Genomic DNA, 20913 nt, shown 5'->3' with positions numbered 1-20913 from the left:
AAACTCGCTTTATTAAATCCGCAATATTAAGCTTTATAAAGGGTACTTTTATATTTTCTAGCCAAGTCACCTCAAGATGCAAGCGTCTTGAGGTGACTTGGATATATAAAGCACCCGACCTAATTTCAGGCCAGTTAAAGATCTTGATGTGGACCAAATACCTCATAATGAATGCGTGCAGCATCCACGCCTAGAGTAAGTAACTGCTGTTTAATTGCCGCCATGAAACCACTTGGCCCACAAATATAAAAGTCGCCTTCTGCCAGTGGTAATTGCTCAGCAACACGTGCAACATCCATTAAACCTGAAAAGTCAGACTCCTCGCCACCTTGGTTTAACCAAGTATGGTGTGTTAATCGAGCATGCGCTTCGCCCTGCTCACGAATAAATTGATCAAACGAGTGCTGTTGTTTATTTTCACAGGCATGTAAATACGTCACTGGCTGATTAGATTGCTCACTTAGTAATGTTTGCAGCATTGCTAACATAGGTGTTTGCCCAACGCCCGCAGAGATTAATACCGCAGGCTTATCTTCTGAACGTAGAAAGAAATCTCCCGCTGGCGGATAAAGATCAACAAAGCTGCCTTCTTCCAATGAATGTAAATAGTTAGACACAATCCCCGGTGCTGGAAGCAATTCTTTTTTCACGCTAATACGGTAACTTTTACCATTACTTTGCTGTGAAATAGAATATTGGCGGATCTCACTGTACTGTGCATTATCGGGTTGTACTTTAATCCCTAAATATTGCCCGGGTTTATGAGTGATCACTGCTTTTGAATCTAATGGTCTTAATATAAAGCTGGTCACTAACTGCGATTCAACCTGCTTATGTGCAATGATAAAACGACGCGTCCCAGACCAACCACCATGGTTATTTTTGCTATGGGCATACAAAGCCGCTTCTTCGGTAATACAGATATCTGCAAGTAATGCGTACGCTTCACGCCAAGCATATTCAACTTCTGGGGTAAACTGCTCTGGGATCAGCTCTTTTAATGTGCCAATTAAGTGACCGCCAACTATCGGGTAATGCTCCGGTAAAATATGCATACTGGCATGCTTATGATTAATACGCGCAAGCGACTCTTTCAAAACACCTAAATTATCAATATTTTGGGCATATGCAGCCAGCGCATTAAAAAGCGCAAATTGCTGACGACCACTGCGTTGATTAGCCATATTAAAAATATCTTGCAGTTCAGGGTTATGGCTAAACATACGCTTATAAAAATGATCAGTAACCACAGTACCGGCCTCAGCTAACAAAGGGACTGTGCTTTTAACTATTTCAATGGTTTTATCAGATAACATACTACTTCCTAAAGCTAAATTACTAACCATTACGCCCATCAACACGACGCCGCGTTAAAATAGGAATGCAATGGATCAAGAACAACAAAAAGGCCACTAACCACAAAACAGCACTTAGCTGCCACGTAATATGCGGCCCAATAACAAAGGGTAATAACGAACGAACAATCGCTGCAACAAGCACCAAAGCAAACGCCACGGCCATTGTGTGTGGAATAATTAAAGGCCGGCCTGTATGGCCATGAGATACGCGTGTCATCATCGCAAGAATCATCATGCCAATCGTACCGATGGTGATCATATGTAGTGCGTCTTTAAACAAAATAACAGGGCTATAGAAACTTAGTGCAACCAATGCTAAACCAAACCCAAGAGCTAGATACGAGAAGTGCAACGACCATAGCAGTGGCACTTTGAGCATTTTATTATTCCACCACAACAATGAGCGGCTTAAATGCAATACAGCAACAACGGCCAATACCCAACCGGGATTAACACTTGATATGAATAGTTGGCTGATAAAATAAAACGCGACAGCAAATAACGAGCTGTAAAGCAGCACTTTATCCAAACGTGGAATACGTACTTGTTCAGCTAAATCTAAGCCGCGAGCGGTAAAAAAGGGCAGTACTCGCCCTGCCACCACGCCTACCAATAAGGTCATGACCAAAACGGCGGTATCGACAGTAGCCAAAGCCAACAGCATTTTTTGCTCAATGGCGAGCCATAAATAAACACTATTGAGCACGCACAATGCACCTAGTATTGGCAAAAACTGGTAGTTATTTTTACTTTTGGCTTTTAGTAGCATATTTGCCAGCGCTGCAATTGCGCCTAGCCACCAGATTAATTGGAAAAATAATACCGCATATAAATTGGCGTTCTCGAGCCCCAATCCAGTAATAAAAAATGAACCTCGAGCAAGGAGCCAAATCACCGTGAGTAGCATTAATTTGTAACCACTTAAACTCGGCACACCGGTCCACGTTTGAGCCGCTGTTAATAAAAAACCAACAGCAACCGCACCGGCAAAGCCAAACATCATCTCGTGCGCATGCCAAAGTGTCGCGGGCATACTTAAGCCCCAGCTAACATGGCCCGTTAAAATAAGTAACCAATAACCGATCGACAAAAAAGCCAGTAGACCACCGGCTAAAAAAGAAGGCCTAAATGCCAACATCCATAATGGCCATTGGCTTACTTGATAAAACTTAATGCGTGCAGGCACTGGTTCCGTCAGATTTATTGGTTGCATTAGCGTACTTCCTTTCCTAATCCATTAAGCGCCACACAGCGCAGCACATAACTAATTTTCAAAACAGTCGCAGCAAGAATTGTTGATATATGCGCCACTATTTGTAACGTCATCGGCAAGTAATGAGCATACGGATAACTCAATAAAACCGTCACCAGCATAAACACTGTACTTACACCTAAAGCAACATTTGCCCCCGTTAGTAAGCGAGTATAAAAATCACCAACAGTGGAAGCAGGATAATAATCATTCGATATTGGTATCAACATAAAAAACCCTCACTACGTTACATATAACAAGCTATTGCACAGAGCGAGCCAATATTAAATTCCTATTAAATACATAAACTTAAAATTAAACACATTGACAACCATGTCATTATGACTCATCCTTGAAAGTGCAAATAAACACATATGAGTCAAATTGACATGCTCAATAACAATACCTTGATTAGTAGCGCGCTTAAATTAGCCACGCTCAGCACCCAAAACCCACATTTTGAGTTACTGATCCAATGCATTAATGAGGTCGTGCCTAGCGATGCAATTGCACTGCTTACACGCCAAGGTGATGTATTAAAGCCAGTGGCTATTCAAGGTCTCATGCCTGACACGCTCGGCAGGCGCTTTATTATTGATGAACACCCGCGTTTACAAGCCATTTGTAGCGCCAGTCAACCACTTCAATTTGCCCATGATTGCCCACTCCCTGACCCATACGATGGTTTGTTGTATGCTAAAACGGGCGATATTCCTGTGCATGCTTGTTTAGGTGTGCCTTTGCTTGATAGTGAAGGTAAATTACTAGGCGTGATCACACTCGACAGCCTTGATGCGCACGCATTTGATACACTAAACCTTGATTACTTAGCTCAGCTTGGCACATTGTGCGCCGCGCATTTGCATACCGCGCTGCAACTACAGCAGTATCAGCACCACGCACAACATAGCAGCGCTTTAGTACAAGCGCTTAATCACGAAGCTATCACCCGCGATGGCATCGAGATCATCGGCGAAAGCCCAGCAATACAAAGCCTAAAAAACGATATTAAGCTCGTCGCAGGCTCTGAGTTTAGCGTGCTGATCCAAGGTAACACTGGCGTAGGTAAAGAGCTTGTTGCTCGCAACATACATTTGCATTCAAAACGTAGTGAACAGCCGCTAATACACTTAAATTGTGCTTCATTACCAGAGAACCTCGCCGAAAGTGAATTTTTTGGGCATGCTAAAGGCGCATTTACTGGCGCTCATAATGCGCGCCAAGGTAAGTTTCAACTGGCCGATGGCGGTACGTTATTTTTAGATGAAATTGGTGAGCTCCCGCTTGCCATGCAAAGCAAGCTATTGCGCGTATTGCAAAGCGGCGAGATCCAAACTGTTGGCGAAGATGAGATAAAATATGTAGATGTACGCGTTATTGCAGCCACTAACCGAGACTTAAAAGACGAAGTCGCCCAAGGACGCTTTAGAGCCGACTTATATCATCGTTTAAGTGTTTACCCCCTCAATGTTGCACCACTAAAACAACGCGAAAACGATGTTATTTTACTCGCGGGCTACTTTGTTGAAAAAACTGCTCGTAAGCTCGCCATCAAACAATTAAAACTCAGCGTTGAATCTCAATTGTTACTCACTCAATATGAGTGGCCAGGCAACGTCCGCGAACTTGAGCACGTGATCAGCCGTGCAGCCTTAAAAGCAAAACAAAGTCAGTGGCAACAAGCAATAATCACTATCGAACCTATCCATTGTGAGCTTAATCTTAATGCAACTCCCGCTCCACCGACGACACTCATAGTAGAGAGTAGCGATAAAATTAATAATCACAACCTCTCGCTCAAACAAGCAACAGATACATTTACGCATCACTTAATAAGCCAACAACTTGAACAACATAACTATAATTGGGCCAGTGTGGCACGAACACTAAAAGTTGATCGCGCTAACTTAGTACGGCTCGCTAAGCGCCTTGGTATTGAAGTAAAAAAATCCATTTAATTTACACATTACTTTTTAAAATAGGCTTTTAAAAGCTGGCTGAATGCCTGCACCTTCGCTGTTCTATGTACCAAATGATGCGTCACAAGCCATAGATCTGTTGGCCAACTAAGTTCATTAGGTAGAATTTGCACTAAATCTGGATACTGCGCCGCCACATTATGCTGCAAACCACCAATACCTAATCCTTTTACAATAGCACGGGTTGCCTCTGATGTTTCTGACACTCGTAGCTTAACTTGCCCAGCTGGAATATTCTCATCAACCCATGCAAAATAAGGCACTCTTGCGTTGTAACCGACTACACCTGACACAAAGTTATGTAACGGCAGTTGTTTCACCGTTTTAGGTATCCCATATTTATCAATATAACGTTGTGATGCATAAAGCCCCGATGATAAATGCGCTAAATGCTGCGCAATATAATCACCTTCATCAGGTCTTGGACCAGCGCGCACAGCAATATGAGCTTGGCCATGATCAAGTCGCAAGCGCTTTTGATCTAAAATCACTTCAAGTTGTACCTGCGGGTGCAAACTTTGAAACTGCTCGCAAACATCACTCAGTACATCTATAAAACCACTGACCGTAGTAAGCAGCAAACTGCCGCGTAATGTACTGTCGGCTGCAATTATATCGTTATGTAAACGCTCCAGTTCACCATTAATAGATTGTGCTGTGGTAAATAATTTAGCGCCTATTTCCGTCACTTTATAACCACGGGCATGGCGATGAAACAGCCTTGCGTTTAAGTTTTTTTCTAAATTGTTTATACGTCTTAATACCGTACTATGGTGCACATTAAGTACTTCTGCTGCCGCGGTTAAAGTTCCTAATCGGGCTACTTCAAAGGCCACTTTTACATCTTGCCAATCATCAAATTGAATCGCCACTTTCAAACTCATCATTTAGTTGTGCGTATATGCACATAAGTTTTGCGTTTATTTGGCTTTTCTGCAAGTAAATATTTGTTAAAGTAGCTAACAGACAAACCCAATCACTACATTTAAGGCGACCACCATGACTGCACCAAAAATTATTGCCCTTGCAGGCAGCTTACGTAAAGACAGCTTTAACCAAAAATTAATTAATGAAGCAGCACGTTTTGCATTAGAAAGTGGTGCAGAGGTTGAAGTTATTAAACTTGCCGATTTAGATTTACCCATGTTTGATGAAGACATTGAAGCACAAGGCACACCCGTTGGCGCACAGTTATTAAAAGACAAGTTACGCGCAGCTGATGGTATTTTACTCGCTAGCCCAGAATACAATGGCTCAATTACTGCCGTACTTAAAAATGCGATTGATTGGGCGTCGCGAACAGAGCAAGGTGCGGTTCCTGCTTTTCGTAATAAAGTAACTGCTTTATATGCATCATCGCCGGGGGGTTTGGGTGGATTACGTGGCTTAAATCATGTGCGTGATATTTTATCAGGCATTGGTAGCTTGGTATTAGCTGACCAACTAGCAGTACCTGCTATACACACTGTGCTTGATGAAAGTGGACAAATCAGTGACCCCGTTACAGCCGATAAAGTGGCTAGCCTTGCACAACAACTTGTGAGCGTAGCGAGCAAACTTAATAAATAACTTCGTTTTCGAGGTTAAATAATTAGCGGTCTATCTATTTTTAAAATACTGGCCCGGCGTTGCCACCGCCGGCATACGCCAGCTGACCCCGCGCATGCTGATGCCTTTTCACGTACTGCCAAGGTGGCATGAGGCTGACTTTGGAAAAATAGGCGAGCAGAAAACTTTAACTGTTGAGTACAGCGGTTTAATTTTAGTATTTATATTGGCTACGCACTGGTTGAATCACCGCTATTCGCAGCTGGCCTTTATGTGATTGATCATCTACAACGTATAAACAGCCTAGCTTAATCTGAATTTTAAGATATAGATTATCACGAACTCAGGTTACTTACTGCTTTGTCGCTGCCAGTTTGGCGGCGATAAAGTCGGTATGATTTACATATAGTAAGTTTGCAACACGGCGTATAACGTACTCTTCTTGTGGATCTAATTGCCCATCAGCGTACGCTAAACGCCATAGTAACTCGATAATGTCAATTCGCTGCCCGGCACTACATTGACTATTTATTTGTTTAGAAAACTGAAAATAATCAATCGCTTCATCTAAGCTCTTACCAGCACTTTGCATGAGCTCACTAACTTCTGCATCATTCAAATTAAAATACCTTTTTAAAGTTGCACTTAAAGTTTGCAACTCATCATCTTGCTGCTCGCTATCTGCGCGCATTACCTCAATCAATAATGCCGCTACCGCAGTTTTAAGATCGTGCTCTTGTATCTGAGCGGGCTGATCGTTAAATGTCGAAAAAAGCTGCTTAATTTGCTTGAACATCACATTTTCCTATTATGGGTGTTAGACTTAAATCATAGGTGCAATACAATAATGGAGTAAAGCTTTATGAGAGGAAAAACAGTCACTGCTTTAGCAATAACAGCCACGCTTACACTTTTGTTGGGGAGCAATCCCGCAAACGCAAAAAAGAACAATACCGAAAAACTCTACGACTTTGATGAAAAAGTCCATTATCACCAGACTAAGTTAGACGACAATAACTACCAACTCACTATTCAGTCAGACGATTACCCGCATTTTAAAAACCAAAGCGTATTTTTACTGCGCCACGCAAACCGTTTATGCCGTGGTAACACCTTTATGCTAAAAGTGACTGGCGGCGTGCAAGAGTATGAACAAATGCCCACAAAGCCACGCGCCTATCAGCCACCTTTAACGGTATTACTACAGTGTGAAACTGAGCCAAATAAAGATTAATCTTTAGTCTTTATAACCCCAAGGCGCAGCCGGTGGTGTGATTGGTTTGGTTAAATCAAAATCAACACGGAACTCGCGGCCTTGGCGAATTAAACGGTAAGTAAACTTTTCAGGGTAAATATACATCTGCCACGTATTACCAATCGACTGTGGAATGCCTTGATTTACAAACAGCTCTTTTGAGTATTGATCAGCTGGGAAAGACTGCACGCTCTCAAAACCCGCATCAACCGTATGACCACCATACATAGTTGATATATCATCAGTGCCATCTTTATGGCGGTGATCATGTTTTAAGCTCAAGCCACTACCTGTTTTTGTAATGATCCACGTACGTGACGCATCATCACCTACATGAAACGGAACTTGCAGCTCACGCTCGTCACAACGACGCACATGCATTACTAACTTCTTACCCGCAAACGAACTAGGGCCCGCGGCATTATCAACCGTTACCGTTCCTTCATACGCTTTGCCACAATGGGCAGCAATATTATCAAAAAAGCCATCATGACTTGGAATAGACACCAACGGCGCAGGGCGTGCAAAAGCTGCCGTAGAGGCCAGTAATAAAGTAGCCACAGTTAATAATTTCATAGCAAGTTCCTAAAAGTATAAAAGAGCAGCTTAGCGTTTTTATAAAAGCAAAGGAAGTAATCGCGGTGAATGGCCATTAAGATATAAGTTAGCCTATCAGCGATAGTTAAAAGAAGGCTTCAGCACTTGCGCTTGGATGTAAAAACTTATGTTTTATAAGAAATAAATTGAGAGTGATGAGATGGAAAACTACCCTTTGTTGGCGTTCATTTTAATTTGTGCGCTATTCATTATACAAAACCGAAAATATAACGCATTACTGACTTACTTAGAGCAGACATACCCAACTCAATGGGAACAATTAGCGAAAAATACACTAGGCGATACTTCGCGCTCCGCTATTGCTGCTAACTTAAATGAATCACTAAAAAGTGGTATGTTCTCAACCCTAGATGACCCAAAAATTAGCCAATTTAAAAAGCTTAAAACTATTAGTATGACTATTTGCTTTGCACTTGCAGTACTAGGTTTGACGATTGCTTATATGTATTAACCACAAAAACGCGGCCTGAGCCGCGTTTCATTATTTATAATTATGGATTCAAAGGCACTGCTGAATTAAATCGGATATAGCCCTTTAATTCTGGAGATTCACTGCTCTCACAACTCTGCTTAATATTTACAGCCAATTTTTGGATTTCATTTTTAGCATTTTCTTCTAACTCAAAAATCTCAAATTGCCCATAAAGCCTACCACACCCTCGATGCTCCCCAGAGAGATCTAAACCTGCCGACGATTCACCTTGAAAAGGGTAACGGGTAGCATTTAAATACTCTCCAACAGACAAGCTTGCATCACCAGGGGCTTTTAGATTTAAACTCCAACTGCTTTCATCACTTTCAAAAGTAAATTCTAAATGAGATTGATTATTTGAATCACGCGACACAGAGAAATTACCTTTTTCCTGCGTCTTTATGATCTTCTTCCCTAAGCTAACATAATCATCTTTTATGCCATCTATAAAAAGATACGTTCCTGAGTAAGGCAAATACTGTAAAGTTATTCTTTCCTTTGCAAGATCGCCTAAGTCATTAGTAAGTATCACTTCAACGGTGATATCTGATTTAATTCCTTCTGGTAAACTAAAACTTGTAGAAACTGCATTTTCGTCATCAAATTCAATGCCTACACCATTTAAATCAACCCATTGATAAGATAGAGCCTGCCCTTTATTTAAAATACTGTCCTCAATACTCAACGTAGGATATTGATTGTCTTGATAGAAATAATTGGAGCTTGTTAAATTAGGAATAATACTATCTGTTGTTTTTATATCTAAAAATATCCAATCATGCTCTTGCCCTGTGACACTTGTAATACCCGAAACCTGTAAATCATAGTCTGTATCAGCCTTTAATGGCTGTTCTGGGTAAATATTTATTAACGCGCCAGCAACCTCAACTCTACCAGGAATATTGATATAGTCGTACCCTGATTGAGTTTGGAAATGTACAGAAGCAGAAGTGTCAGCTGCTACAGCTCTTGAAAAAATTAGAGGTACGGGGCCATCCAACTGAACTGAATTATTATTAACACTTCCAGGATCAAGTACTCGATCAAAATTATCTGCACGAAATGCTCTGATATTGTTATACATATTAAACGTAGACATAGCTTCGGGAAGGAAGGTGGACCAATGAAGCTGGAGCTGTTCTTCACCATAGCTAATGTTTAACTTATCAGAATCTGAAACAAAATTACTGGCTAGTAGTATCGACTCTTTTTCTGAGCTAACTTTAATAGAGCCCTTATGTGGATATTCCATAAAATACCCATACCAAGCATCTTCTTGAGAAAAGCTGAATTCACCATTCAAATTTGTATCATCAACAGTACCATTTGTTTTTATGCTGTATGTTGCTGTATCAAAGTCAATTACCTTCTCAATCGTTAATTCTTTAATGTTGACATAATAAAAAGTTTCATCATAACTAAATGGCTTTAAAGCTTTTCCTTTAAGTTTTTCATTTACAGCTATAGCAATGGTTCGAGTGCTCGGCGAATATGCAAAGCGAGTTGAGTAACTTCCCTTAAACGTCATTAGCTCATTATATGAGTAAGTACTTTCCAAGGTTTTAATATCATCATTATTGACACTAAACTCAATGATGCCATTTTGTAAATCAGCGTCTAAAATCGTGACTACTCTGAGGCCACTTAATGCATTCCGATAATTATCCGAGCAATCCTGAAAAGATTGCTGCAATATATCCCCTCCTGTAATAGTGCTGGAATCATCATTATCCAGATATGAAAGTGTATATAAGCCCCCGTTTTCACACACTTTGTCGAGCTCTATATCTTCTCCATCAAGCTTCGCTAATAGCTGATTACTAAAAGTTTGCGCTTCTTCTAGTAACAAATTTTGTATTAACAAAACTGTTTTTGCTGCATCTTTTGGTTTCTTTTCAACATTAATACGGTGTTTTACCTCAATTGTATGTTCAATCTCAACTTCTTGCCCATTATGAGCAACGTACAATTTATACACCGCAGAGGTATCCTCTGTTACATCGAATGGCTCTATGTTCAATGTAGCCTCTTCACTGATGAGGCTTCTTCCAGAGTCATACCAATGCACCACAACATCAGTACCACTTTTATTTATATTGGCTTGTAAGGTAAACCCGTCATCCTCCGATACACTATCTGGACCATCTATTGAAACCGTTAATGGCTGCTCAACGGGAGTTTCTGCGCCACCTCCACTACCACCACACCCAGCAATCATTAAAGCAGCGACTAAAAGCGCCCAAAAATTTCTTTGCAACTTACAATTCACGTAATTCACCTGATTTTTATCATTAGTATATTGTGGATTGTACCCATAAAATAAAAAAATGTAATGCTGTAAATTAATTCCTTGACTCACAAAAAACGCGACTTTCGCCGCGTTCATTGTTTAATAACTTTTAAACCACTACTGCCAAGGGCGCTCGGCGTTAAGCTTAGCTTCAAAGGCGTCGATTTGTGGGTTTAGGGTTTCGGTCACGCCGATAAAATCTAAGCCACTTAATAAGCGTTCTTTTACGTCTTTGCGAATATCAAAGCTAATTGGTGCAAACTTGTTACTGGTAAGCGTTTGATTTTCAAGATCGATGTCGATATGAATATCGTCGTGCTTTTCACTCAGTACAAATAAGTCTTCCAATGTTTGCGCTGGTAATGCAATCGCAAGCATTTGGTTATTACCACAGTTATTAAAGAAAATATCAGCAAAGCTTTCTGCCAAAATCACTTCAAAACCGTATTGTTTAAGTGCCCAAGGTGCATGCTCACGTGATGAGCCACAACCAAAGTTATCGCGCGTTAACAAAATTTGCGCGCCTTGGTAGCAGGGGCGGTTTAAAATAAACTCCGGGTTTGGCTCGCCGTTATCTAAATAGCGCCAATCGTAAAACAGTGCAGCATCAAAGCCATCACGACTGGTTGACGTTAAAAACTGCTTTGGAATGATTTGGTCGGTATCCACATTGTTTTTATCAAGCGGGGCCATTAAGCCACTAAAATAAATGCTCATTATGCTTCTCCTCTAATATCAACAAAGCGACCATGTATTGCAGCGGCTGCGGCCATTGCAGGACTCACTAAGTGCGTACGCCCACCACGGCCTTGACGGCCTTCGAAGTTACGGTTAGACGTAGATGCACAGCGTTTGCCTGCACCTAAACGGTCATCGTTCATCGCTAAACACATTGAACAACCTGGCTCGCGCCACTCAAAACCCGCGGCTTTAAAAATATCAGCTAGGCCTTCATCTTCAGCTTGCTTTTTAACAAGGCCAGAGCCCGGTACAATTAACGCTTCAACACCGGCTGCAACTTGCTTACCTTCAACAATGTGTGCTGCGGCGCGTAAATCTTCAATGCGGCTATTGGTACATGAACCAATAAATACAGTGTCTACCGAGGCTGATGACAATTTATCACCTGCTTTTAAATCCATGTATTTAAGGGCACTGCGGATAGCATCGGCTTTAATTAAATCTGGTTCTTTATCTGGATCAGGAATGCACTCATCAACACCAATTACTTGCTCTGGGCTGGTGCCCCAGGTAATTTGCGGCTGAATAGTACTTGCCTCTAGCTCAACGTCTAAATCAAACTGTGCGCCTTCATCTGTTTTTAAGGTTTCCCAGTACGCAACGGCTGCATCAAACTCAGCTTCTTTTGGTGCAAATGGGCGACCTTTTAAGTAATCATATGTAATTTGGTCTGACGCGATTAAACCCGCTTTAGCACCCATTTCAATGCTCATATTACACAACGTCATACGCGCTTCCATTGACAGTGCTTCAATGCCTTCGCCACAAAACTCTGCTACATAACCCGTACCACCGGCTGTGCCTAATTTACCAATAACCGCCATGATCAAGTCTTTTGCCGTCACAGTTGGGCGCAACACGCCGTTAATTTGGATTTTCAGCGATTTGGCTTTTTTCTGTTGCAAGGTTTGCGTTGCTAAGACGTGCTCAACCTCAGAAGTACCAATGCCGTGAGCAAGAGCACCAAATGCACCGTGCGTTGAAGTATGGCTATCGCCACAGACTATGGTTGTGCCTGGTAAAGTGATCCCTTGCTCAGGCCCCATGACATGTACTATGCCTTGGTTAATTGAGTTTAAATCATAAAGCGTAATGCCAAATTCTTTACAGTTGGCATCGAGCGCCATTAATTGATTTTTTGATACTTCGCTTGCGGCATCTAATGAGCGACTTTTGGTCGATACATTATGATCCATCGTCGCGATGGTTTTTTCAGGGCAACGTACTTTACGGTTTTTTTCACGTAGGCCTGCAAATGCTTGCGGCGACGTGACTTCGTGCACTAAATGGCGGTCAATATAAAGTAAGTCGGTTTGCTCATTAATACTAGCAACAACATGTGCTTGCCAGATTTTATCGTATAACGTTTGGGCCACTTGCTCATTCCCTAATTCGGTTTAGCTCGCGACGTGACGGTTGCCACGAGCATAATTAATTTAAATTCGAGCCACAATCGCAGCGGCAACGTCTTGCGTTGTATAACCTGCGTTCGGGTAGATATCGGGTGTGCCTACACCGGCTTCTACAGCTTCGGCAACTGCTTTTTCAATACTGCGCGCAGCTTCATCTTGGCCTAGCGAGTAACGTAGCATTAAAGCGGCACTTAAAATTTGCGCTATTGGATTAGCAATCCCTTTACCTGCAATATCTGGTGCTGAGCCACCAGCCGGTTCATACATACCAAAACCAGACTGATTTAAACTTGCTGACGGTAATAAGCCCATAGAGCCAGTGATCATTGCGCATTCGTCTGACAAAATATCACCAAATAAATTGTCGCATAGCAATACGTCAAACTGACTTGGCTGCTTAACTAACTGCATAGCAGCATTATCAACGTAAATGTAATCAAGGTTCACTTCTGGATAGTCTTTACTGACTTCGGTGACAACTTCACGCCATAACACGCTTGATGCAAGTACGTTGGCTTTATCTACCGACGTGACATGATTGTTACGCAATTTTGCTGCTTCAAACGCAAAACGCGCAATTCGTTCAATTTCTTTGCGTGAATAGGTTTGCGTATCAAATGCGGCTTCATTTTCGCCTTCGCCACTGCGGCCTTTTTCGCCAAAATAAATACCCCCTGTAAGCTCACGCACACATAAAATATCAAAACCTTGCTCGCTAATATCGGCTCGTAGTGGTGACGCTGCACTCAACGCAGGTAATAACTGCGCGGGGCGTAAATTACAAAACAAGCCAAAATGTTTACGCAGTGGTAAAAGCGATGCGCGCTCTGGCTGCTCATCCGCCGGTAAATGCTCCCATTTAGGGCCACCGACTGAACCAAATAAAATAGCGTCTGCATTTTCGCAGGCAGCGAGCGTTGTCTCTGGTAATGCTTTACCAAATTCATCAATAGCAGCACCGCCAATAGCATGAGGATGACGAGTTAAGGTAAAGCCAAACTTACTGCTTACGGCATCAAGCACTTGCTCTGCTGCTGCCATCACTTCTGGGCCGATACCGTCGCCAGCTAATACTGCGATGCTATAATTCGTTTGACTCATCCTGCTTTCCTTTGTTGTTTTAAATCAGACACTTTTTGTGCACGATAAATTAAGTTATAAACGCGGATCATAGCGCGTACAGACGCTTCAACTACATCCGCTGCAATACCGGCGCCGTGGTAAGGGCGACCATCGTATTTTGCGATAATATTTACTTGCCCTAGTGAGCTTGCACCTTCGCCGGTTGCTTCTAAATTGTATTCAATCATTTCCACTGCCATGCCCGTTAAGCGCTCAATCGCTAAAAATGAGGCCTCAACAGGGCCATTACCCGTAGCTGCTTCTTGCTTAGATTCGCCTGCGATTGTCATGCCAATAGTTGAGCTCGCCACTGATTGTGAGTTAGAGGTAGAGTTAACAAATTCCAATTGGTACTTTTCGTCTTTATCGCTGATTTGATTAAAGTAAATCATCGCTTCAAGATCATAGTCGTACACGGTGCCTTTTTGATCGGCAAGTGCCACAAAGCTGTCATATAGACTGTTCATGTCGTAATCGGTTTTTTGATAACCCAACTCTTCTAAGCGATGTTCTATAACGTGGCGACCTGAGCGTGAAGTCATATTTAATTGGTTGTTTGGTACACCTACGCTTTCTGGCGACATAATCTCATAGGTATTTTGCGCTTTTAATACACCGTCTTGGTGGATGCCAGAGCTATGCGCAAAAGCATTTTCGCCCACAATCGCTTTATTAGGCTGTACTGGCATATTACAAATTTTTGCCACCTGACGTGATGCGCGGTAAATTTCTTCACTGCGAATATCTGTATGCACTTTTAGGTGATCTTTACGCATCTGCATAATCATCGCCACTTCTTCAAGCGAGCAGTTACCCGCACGTTCACCAATGCCATTAATCGTACATTCGATTTGGCGCGCACCGGCTTGCACTGCGGCAATTGAGTTAGCAACCGCTAAACCTAGGTCATTATGACAGTGCACACTTAAACGGGCTTTATCAATATTAGGCACGTTATTTAACAAGTAGCGGATCATGGCAGCATATTCATCTGGCGTTACATACCCTACGGTATCAGGCAAGTTGATGGTTGATGCACCGGCATTAATTGCTTGCTCTACAATGCGGCATAAATCCCAATGCGGTGTACGGCCTGCGTCTTCACAGGAAAATTCCACATCATCCGTATAATTACGGGCAAGCTTGATTGATTTAACCGCCATAGCCGTCGCATCATCTAAACTCATGCGTAATTTGTGCTCTAAATGCAAAGGGCTGGTAGCAATAAAAGTATGAATGCGACTTTGTTGTGCTGTGCGAAGTGCTTCGCCACAGGCTTCAATGTCTTTGGCAACAGAGCGGGCTAAACCACAAATAATAGGGCCTTTTACTTCTGTTGCAATGCGTTGCACTGAACGAAAGTCCGCAGGGCTTGAAACCGGAAAACCCACTTCCATTACATCTACATTTAAGCGGCTAATGGTGTGCGCCAGTTGAATTTTGTCTTCTTCAGTAAGACTTGCCTTAAGCGCCTGCTCACCATCGCGTAAGGTGGTGTCGAAAATCCATACTTTATCTTGATCTTGCATAATCTGCCCTCAGTGTTCAACGACCCACGTTGCGAGATAAAAAAACCCCGCTTGATGCGGGGTTTTTTTATGTATTATTCAATGCAAATACACTAATCCCCGCTCACATACGTTAGCAGTAAGAGGTTTAGTTTTAGTGTAATTAAGTGTGTATTTTGCATCTACTTTTACTAAATGTGTGTTTAATTAGCTGTATTTTTAACACTCCACAGAGGTGCATGCAAGCATAATTTTTTCTTTAAAAGGAATTAAAAACGACATTAAAAGGTTTATTTATGCTAAAAAATGACATTAAAACATAAATAAATAAAAATTAGTCGATAATAGTGTTTAAATTACTTACCGACCCTCAAGGTTGGTGCTTATATTAGCTCTTCGGGTTTTTTCTCACAAAAACTAGATTGTTGGTTCAATCGCTTTATGAGTTTCGCGCACATAGTTACTCGCGCCTCGGGTAATATAGCGTAACTGCCAGATGACTCGCTCTACAAGCTCTTCGCGCTGCTGTGCGTCTATGTCTAGTGCTTCAGCGCCGGCATTAAATACCAGTGTTACCATGGCCTCTGCTTGAATATAAGCTTGAGTTGCATCGCAGGGGGTTTCGCTTTCAAGATAATGCGCAAGCTCTAGAATAAAATGCTTAATTTCACGAGCAACTGCGGCCCTAAATGCTTTGGATGTTCCTGAGCGTTCTCGCAATAGTAGTCTAAACTGGTTACTGGAGTTGTCGATAAACTCCATAAAGGTAATGACTGAGGTGCTGATAATACTATTATTGCCGCTGGCAATACGTCGGCGTGCTTGACGCATAAGTTGGCGCAATGTTAAACCGGCTTCGTCAACCATGGTTAAGCCAAGTTCATTCATATCTTTAAAATGGCGATAAAATGAGGTGGGGGCTATACCAGCTTCGCGGGCAACTTCGCGTAAACTTAAATTCGAAAAGCTATGTTCGGCACTTAATTGGTTAAATGCCGCCTGAATTAAAGCTTGTCGTGTTTTTTGCTTCTGTTGCGCACGAACACCCGACATAAACTACTCCTGATTTATTTTAAATCAAATTATGGTGATTTTTATCTCAATTCCCCAGTCTAATACTTGACGGCGAGAGAATGAAATATTATTTTAGCTTACAAGTGTACGCTCAGATTTATAAAGATGAATAAACCACCGATTATTTGGACTAACGTCCTGTTCTTTAGCCTTACTTTTTTGGCTGCCGCAACGCTTGTTCCTTGGTATGGTATAAGCTATGGATTTACCAGTGCGCACTGGATCGCATTTGTGGCGTGTATGTTTTACGCCGGGATGTCGATCACCGCGGGCTATCACCGCCTTTGGGCACATAAAACCTACGATGCTCACCCTGCTGTTGAGATGATTTTTGCTATCGGTGGTGCATTTGCATTGCAAAATAGCGCCCTGCACTGGAGTAGCGACCATCGTGTACATCATGGTCAAGTTGATGACCCAGTTAAAGATCCTTACGCTGCAACCAACGGTTTTTGGTATAGCCATATTGGTTGGATGCTGCGCGATTACCAAGGCGATAGTTATGGTGATTACAGTAACTGTCGAGACTTGCAGCGCAACAAAATTGTAATGTGGCAACACCGTCATTATTTAAAACTCGTATTAGCCACTAATATTGGTATTCCACTGGTGCTGGGTTTATTGGTTGGCGATGTAATAGGTATGCTGTTATTGGCTGGCTTGCTGCGCTTGGTATTAAGCCAACATTTTACTTTTTTTATCAACTCAGTCGCGCACATTTGGGGCTCTCGCCCTTATACTGAAAAAAACACCGCACGCGATAATGGCTTTTTAGCATTATTTACGTATGGTGAAGGCTACCATAACTTCCATCATATTTTTGCGAGCGATTACCGCAACGGTATTAGATGGTTTCATTATGATCCAACAAAATGGATGATCCGCTCATTTGCAGCTATTGGCTTGGCTAAAAAGCTAAAACGAACACCAATTGAGCGTATTGAAAAAGCAAAAGCCGAAACATTGATGAATAAAACTCAAAATCGCTTGGCAAAATTGCCTTTAGCGCAAGATAAGCTTACATTATTGCAGCAAGAATATGATTTATTGCTGAAAAAGCTACAACACTTTTGTGCCCTGAAAAAACAGGTATTAGAAGTTAAAAAGAATAACATGCTGCAACAATGCGAAAAATCAGCTTTAATTACACAATACCATGAGCTTGAAGCCGCTTGGGAAACCCAAAAGCAGGCTTGGCTAGCACTGAATGCGAGGTTATTAAAAGCCTCTTTTAGTTAATGTAGGAGTGGCTGTGGCCAAACAACAAGTAAAGCAAGAACAACCATCATTTCAATATGATGCGATCATTATAGGCACAGGTCCTGGCGGTGAAGGTACCGCCATGAACCTGTCTAAAAGTAACAAAAAAGTGGCCGTTATTGAACGCCAAGAAGCCGTTGGTGGCGGTTGTGTGCATTGGGGGACCATTCCATCAAAAGCCCTGCGCCACTCTGTGAGCCGCTATATTGAGTACAAAGCAAACCCGTTATTTAATGTAGGAGAGCGCCCTACTCGTTTAACATTCCCCGATATTTTGCGCCATGCCAGTTCGGTTATTTCTAAGCAGTCTAATTTACGCAGTAGCTTTTACGATCGTAACCGTATTCATATGTTTCAAGGTGATGCGAGCTTTGTTGACAAGCACACCATTGAGATTAAACGCCTTGATGGTTCCACTGAGCGACTAACAGCCAAAACAATTGTTATTGCGACCGGTTCACGCCCTTATCGCCCACCAGAAGTCGACTTTACCCATTCTCGTATTTACGAAAGTGATACGATTTTAGGGCTTGAGCATGACCCTCATCGTGTTCTTATTTATGGCGCCGGTGTGATTGGCTGTGAGTATGCCTCTATCTTTAAAGGCCTCGGCGCAAAGGTTGATTTAGTAAATACCCGTGATCGCTTGCTTGCTTTTATGGATGCTGAAATTTCAGATGCACTAAGTTACCACTTTTGGAACAGCGGTATTGTTATTCGCCATAACGAAGAATTTGATCGTATTGAAACCCGTGATGATTGCGTGATCATGCATTTAAAATCAGGTAAGCGTGTTAAAGCTGACTGTATTTTATTTGCCAATGGTCGTACTGGTAACACTGATACATTAAACCTCGAAGCGGTTGGCTTAAAAGCTGATAGCCGCGGTCAATTAAAAGTAAACGAGACCTATCAAACTGACATTGACAATATTTATGCAGTTGGCGATGTTATTGGTTACCCAAGCCTTGCCAGTGCTGCGTTTGATCAAGGCCGCATTGCTGCTGATGCAATTGCCTGTGGTAACTGTGATGAAAAACTGATTATTGATATTCCAGCGGGTATTTATACCATTCCTGAAATGAGCTCTGTAGGTAAAACAGAGCAAGAGCTAACCGCAGCTAAAATTCCGTATGAAGTAGGCCGTGCGCAATTCAAACATTTGGCACGGGCGCAAATTGCGGGTACTGAAGTGGGTAGTTTAAAGATTTTATTCCATACCGAAACGAAAGAAGTACTCGGTGTGCATTGCTTTGGTGAGCGTGCCTCTGAGATTGTTCACATTGGCCAAGCAATTATGGAACAAAAAAATGGTGGCAACACTATAGACTACTTCGTAAATACCACGTTTAATTACCCAACGATGGCTGAAGCCTACCGTGTTGCGGCATTAAATGGCTTAAATCGCTTGTTTAAGTAAACAGCTAAGCAACAAAAAGCCCGCTTATTACTAAGCGGGCTTTTTTGATTATCAATAACAGCTGCTGTTACGTTTGCTATTACTTATGATATTGCGCACTTAGCTCATGTACTGCATTAATAAATACACCTGCGTTCTCAGGATCTACATCCGGTGTAATACCGTGGCCTAAGTTAAATACGTGGCCATTACCTGTACCAAAATCTTCTAATATGGTGCCCACTTCTTGGCGGATACGCTCTGGTGTACCATGCAGCATAGATGGGTCCATGTTGCCCTGTAGTGCCACTTTATCGCCAACACGACGCTTTGCATCACTGATATTAATCGTCCAATCAAGGCCGATAGCGTCACAGCCTGTTGCAGCGATTGCTTCAATCCATTGACCACCGTTTTTAGTAAACAGCGTTACAGGCACTTTACGGCCATCGTATTCACGAATTAAACCATCAACAATTTTGTGCATATATTGCAATGAGAACTCGTTGTAATCACGCGGGCTTAATACACCACCCCATGAATCAAATACCATTAATGATTGTGCACCCGCTTTAACTTGCGCGTTTAGGTAATCAATTACAGAATCAGCAAGCTTATCAAGCAATAAGTGCAATGTTTGTGGCTCAGCAAACGCCATTTTTTTAATTTTACCAAATACTTTACTGCTACCGCCTTCAACCATGTAAGTTGCAAGTGTCCATGGCGAGCCAGAGAAACCAATAAGTGGAACTTCACCCTTTAATTCACGACGAATAGTGCTAACGGCATTCATTACGTAGCCTAGCTCGTCGGTCGGGTCTAGCTTTGGAATTTTTTTAACGTCTGCTAATGATGAAATTGGGCGTTCAAATTTAGGACCTTCGCCAGTTTCAAAGTACAAACCTAGACCCATAGCATCAGGGATCGTTAAGATATCGCTGAATAATATAGCCGCATCTAACGGATAACGACGCAGTGGCTGTAACGTTACTTCGCAAGCAAGTTCTGCATTTCTACACAGGCTCATAAAATCGCCCGCTTGTGCACGTGTAGCGCGGTATTCTGGTAAATAACGCCCTGCTTGGCGCATCATCCATACCGGAGTTACATCAACTGGTTGCTTTTGTAGTGCACGTAAATAACGGTCGTTTTTTAATTCGCTCATAGCGTTAAGGATCCTAAAGCTTGTAGATATTGCGCAGATTGTATCACCATATTGAGCGGCTCTCTATCGCAATGATAGTAAAACACACTCAGATAGATACAGATCAACACTTTTATTCGGCGCGCAAAAAACACGCAACAAACAATAACATTTAATTATTTTTATTAATAAGTTTGCAACATCAATAAAAGCTTGGTATAACTTGTTCCGCGTTAACAATAACAACAATAAAAATTACATAAAAACAATAATAAAAATCTTCCCATAATAAAAAGAAAGCTTGTTTAAACAAGTCATGGAAAAAAGAATTAAACCACCATTTATGGTGGTTTTTTCTTGCCTGAAATAAGCCAAATAGCTTGCAATCTAGTATGAAAAACTGCTTATATACAATTCTGTTTAGATTCAGTTACTGAATAAATAAAAAATGTGTTGATTTTTGCTTCATATTTCATTGTTA

At 41.8% G+C, this 20913-nt stretch carries 19 protein-coding genes and 1 pseudogene; 7 read left to right on the top strand and 13 right to left on the bottom strand.

Translation table 11 applies throughout. The annotated features are described in order from the left end of the window. Positions 1-134: 134 nt before the first annotated feature. From hmpA to HJP15_RS17740, 3 genes are read right to left on the bottom strand one after another with little or no spacing between them, the layout of a single operon-like run. Complete coding sequence (hmpA, locus tag HJP15_RS17750; RefSeq protein WP_054455398.1) at positions 135-1316, bottom strand: NO-inducible flavohemoprotein; 1182 nt, start codon at positions 1314-1316, stop codon at positions 135-137. A 22-nt stretch (positions 1317-1338) separates the two neighbouring features. Beyond that, the gene (locus HJP15_RS17745; protein WP_170174266.1) at positions 1339-2571 is read right to left on the bottom strand and encodes an NnrS family protein; all 1233 of its coding nucleotides are present in this window, start codon (positions 2569-2571) and stop codon (positions 1339-1341) included. Next, positions 2571-2840 carry a hypothetical protein gene (locus HJP15_RS17740; protein ID WP_054206083.1) on the bottom strand — a complete coding sequence of 90 codons (270 nt, stop codon included), beginning with the start codon at positions 2838-2840 and terminating at the stop codon, positions 2571-2573. Before HJP15_RS17740 ends, HJP15_RS17745 begins: the two co-directional genes overlap by 1 nt. Positions 2841-2984: 144 nt before the next feature. On the opposite strand from HJP15_RS17740, the gene norR reads away from it, so the two are divergent. Beyond that, entirely contained in the window at positions 2985-4568 is a 1584-nt protein-coding gene (gene norR / locus HJP15_RS17735; protein ID WP_235575803.1) for a nitric oxide reductase transcriptional regulator NorR, read from the top strand. Positions 4569-4576: 8 nt separating this feature from the next. Here the strand turns inward: norR and HJP15_RS17730 are convergent, their stop codons facing one another. Then, entirely contained in the window at positions 4577-5461 is an 885-nt protein-coding gene (locus HJP15_RS17730) for a LysR family transcriptional regulator (RefSeq protein ID WP_054206136.1), read from the bottom strand. Positions 5462-5588: 127 nt separating this feature from the next. On the opposite strand from HJP15_RS17730, the gene HJP15_RS17725 reads away from it, so the two are divergent. Further along, positions 5589-6158, top strand: a complete 570-nt coding sequence (locus HJP15_RS17725; RefSeq protein ID WP_054455391.1) for an NADPH-dependent FMN reductase — start codon at positions 5589-5591, stop codon at positions 6156-6158. Between the two features lie 142 nt (positions 6159-6300). After that, positions 6301-6425: pseudogene (locus HJP15_RS22035) on the top strand (MFS transporter); the annotation flags it as partial. 64 nt (positions 6426-6489) lie between these two features. On the opposite strand, the gene HJP15_RS17720 reads toward HJP15_RS22035, so the two are convergent. Next, a complete protein-coding gene (locus tag HJP15_RS17720; protein ID WP_170174265.1) occupies positions 6490-6933 on the bottom strand; it encodes a tellurite resistance TerB family protein in 444 nt (147 codons plus the stop codon). Positions 6934-6999: 66 nt separating this feature from the next. Between HJP15_RS17720 and HJP15_RS17715 the strand changes: the two genes are divergently transcribed. Further along, positions 7000-7371, top strand: a complete 372-nt coding sequence (locus HJP15_RS17715) for a hypothetical protein (protein WP_064435848.1) — start codon at positions 7000-7002, stop codon at positions 7369-7371. Between the two features lie 3 nt (positions 7372-7374). Here the strand turns inward: HJP15_RS17715 and HJP15_RS17710 are convergent, their stop codons facing one another. Beyond that, positions 7375-7968, bottom strand: coding sequence for a hypothetical protein (locus HJP15_RS17710; RefSeq protein ID WP_169328243.1), 594 nt, complete (start codon positions 7966-7968; stop codon positions 7375-7377). A gap of 181 nt (positions 7969-8149) precedes the next feature. Here HJP15_RS17710 and HJP15_RS17705 point away from each other — a divergent pair, with 181 nt between their 5' ends. Then, positions 8150-8461, top strand: a complete 312-nt coding sequence (locus tag HJP15_RS17705; protein WP_054206078.1) for a hypothetical protein — start codon at positions 8150-8152, stop codon at positions 8459-8461. Between the two features lie 40 nt (positions 8462-8501). Here the strand turns inward: HJP15_RS17705 and HJP15_RS17700 are convergent, their stop codons facing one another. The 6 genes from HJP15_RS17700 to fabR all read right to left on the bottom strand — a co-directional run bounded on the left by HJP15_RS17700 (position 8502) and on the right by fabR (position 16608). After that, positions 8502-10841: an Ig-like domain-containing domain gene (locus tag HJP15_RS17700; RefSeq protein ID WP_152960636.1), complete on the bottom strand. Its 2340-nt coding sequence runs from the start codon at positions 10839-10841 to the stop codon at positions 8502-8504. A 48-nt stretch (positions 10842-10889) separates the two neighbouring features. Then, entirely contained in the window at positions 10890-11489 is a 600-nt protein-coding gene (gene leuD, locus HJP15_RS17695; RefSeq protein WP_054206076.1) for a 3-isopropylmalate dehydratase small subunit, read from the bottom strand. Then, the gene (gene leuC / locus HJP15_RS17690) at positions 11489-12889 is read right to left on the bottom strand and encodes a 3-isopropylmalate dehydratase large subunit (protein WP_054206075.1); all 1401 of its coding nucleotides are present in this window, start codon (positions 12887-12889) and stop codon (positions 11489-11491) included. The genes leuD and leuC overlap by 1 nt, the downstream gene beginning before the upstream one ends. Before the next feature lie 60 nt (positions 12890-12949). Next, positions 12950-14026: a 3-isopropylmalate dehydrogenase gene (gene leuB, locus HJP15_RS17685; protein ID WP_054206074.1), complete on the bottom strand. Its 1077-nt coding sequence runs from the start codon at positions 14024-14026 to the stop codon at positions 12950-12952. Further along, a complete protein-coding gene (gene leuA / locus HJP15_RS17680; protein ID WP_170174264.1) occupies positions 14023-15576 on the bottom strand; it encodes a 2-isopropylmalate synthase in 1554 nt (517 codons plus the stop codon). The genes leuB and leuA overlap by 4 nt, the downstream gene beginning before the upstream one ends. A gap of 396 nt (positions 15577-15972) precedes the next feature. Next, positions 15973-16608, bottom strand: a complete 636-nt coding sequence (gene fabR / locus HJP15_RS17675) for an HTH-type transcriptional repressor FabR (protein WP_054206072.1) — start codon at positions 16606-16608, stop codon at positions 15973-15975. Positions 16609-16734: 126 nt separating this feature from the next. On the opposite strand from fabR, the gene HJP15_RS17670 reads away from it, so the two are divergent. Further along, positions 16735-17868 (top strand): acyl-CoA desaturase, encoded by a 1134-nt coding sequence (locus HJP15_RS17670; RefSeq protein ID WP_054206071.1) that lies wholly within the window; start codon positions 16735-16737, stop codon positions 17866-17868. A 13-nt stretch (positions 17869-17881) separates the two neighbouring features. Further along, positions 17882-19309, top strand: a complete 1428-nt coding sequence (sthA, locus tag HJP15_RS17665; RefSeq protein WP_054206070.1) for a Si-specific NAD(P)(+) transhydrogenase — start codon at positions 17882-17884, stop codon at positions 19307-19309. A 79-nt stretch (positions 19310-19388) separates the two neighbouring features. Here the strand turns inward: sthA and hemE are convergent, their stop codons facing one another. Beyond that, complete coding sequence (gene hemE, locus HJP15_RS17660) at positions 19389-20453, bottom strand: uroporphyrinogen decarboxylase (protein ID WP_054206069.1); 1065 nt, start codon at positions 20451-20453, stop codon at positions 19389-19391. Positions 20454-20913: the final 460 nt, after the last annotated feature.

Origin of the sequence: Pseudoalteromonas sp. NEC-BIFX-2020_002 (assembly GCF_013002825.1) — a bacterium.
GTDB classification, from domain to species: domain Bacteria; phylum Pseudomonadota; class Gammaproteobacteria; order Enterobacterales; family Alteromonadaceae; genus Pseudoalteromonas; species Pseudoalteromonas neustonica.
The sequence above is the reverse complement of the archived record's forward strand: the minus strand, read 5'-3'. Positions and strand labels throughout refer to the sequence as shown.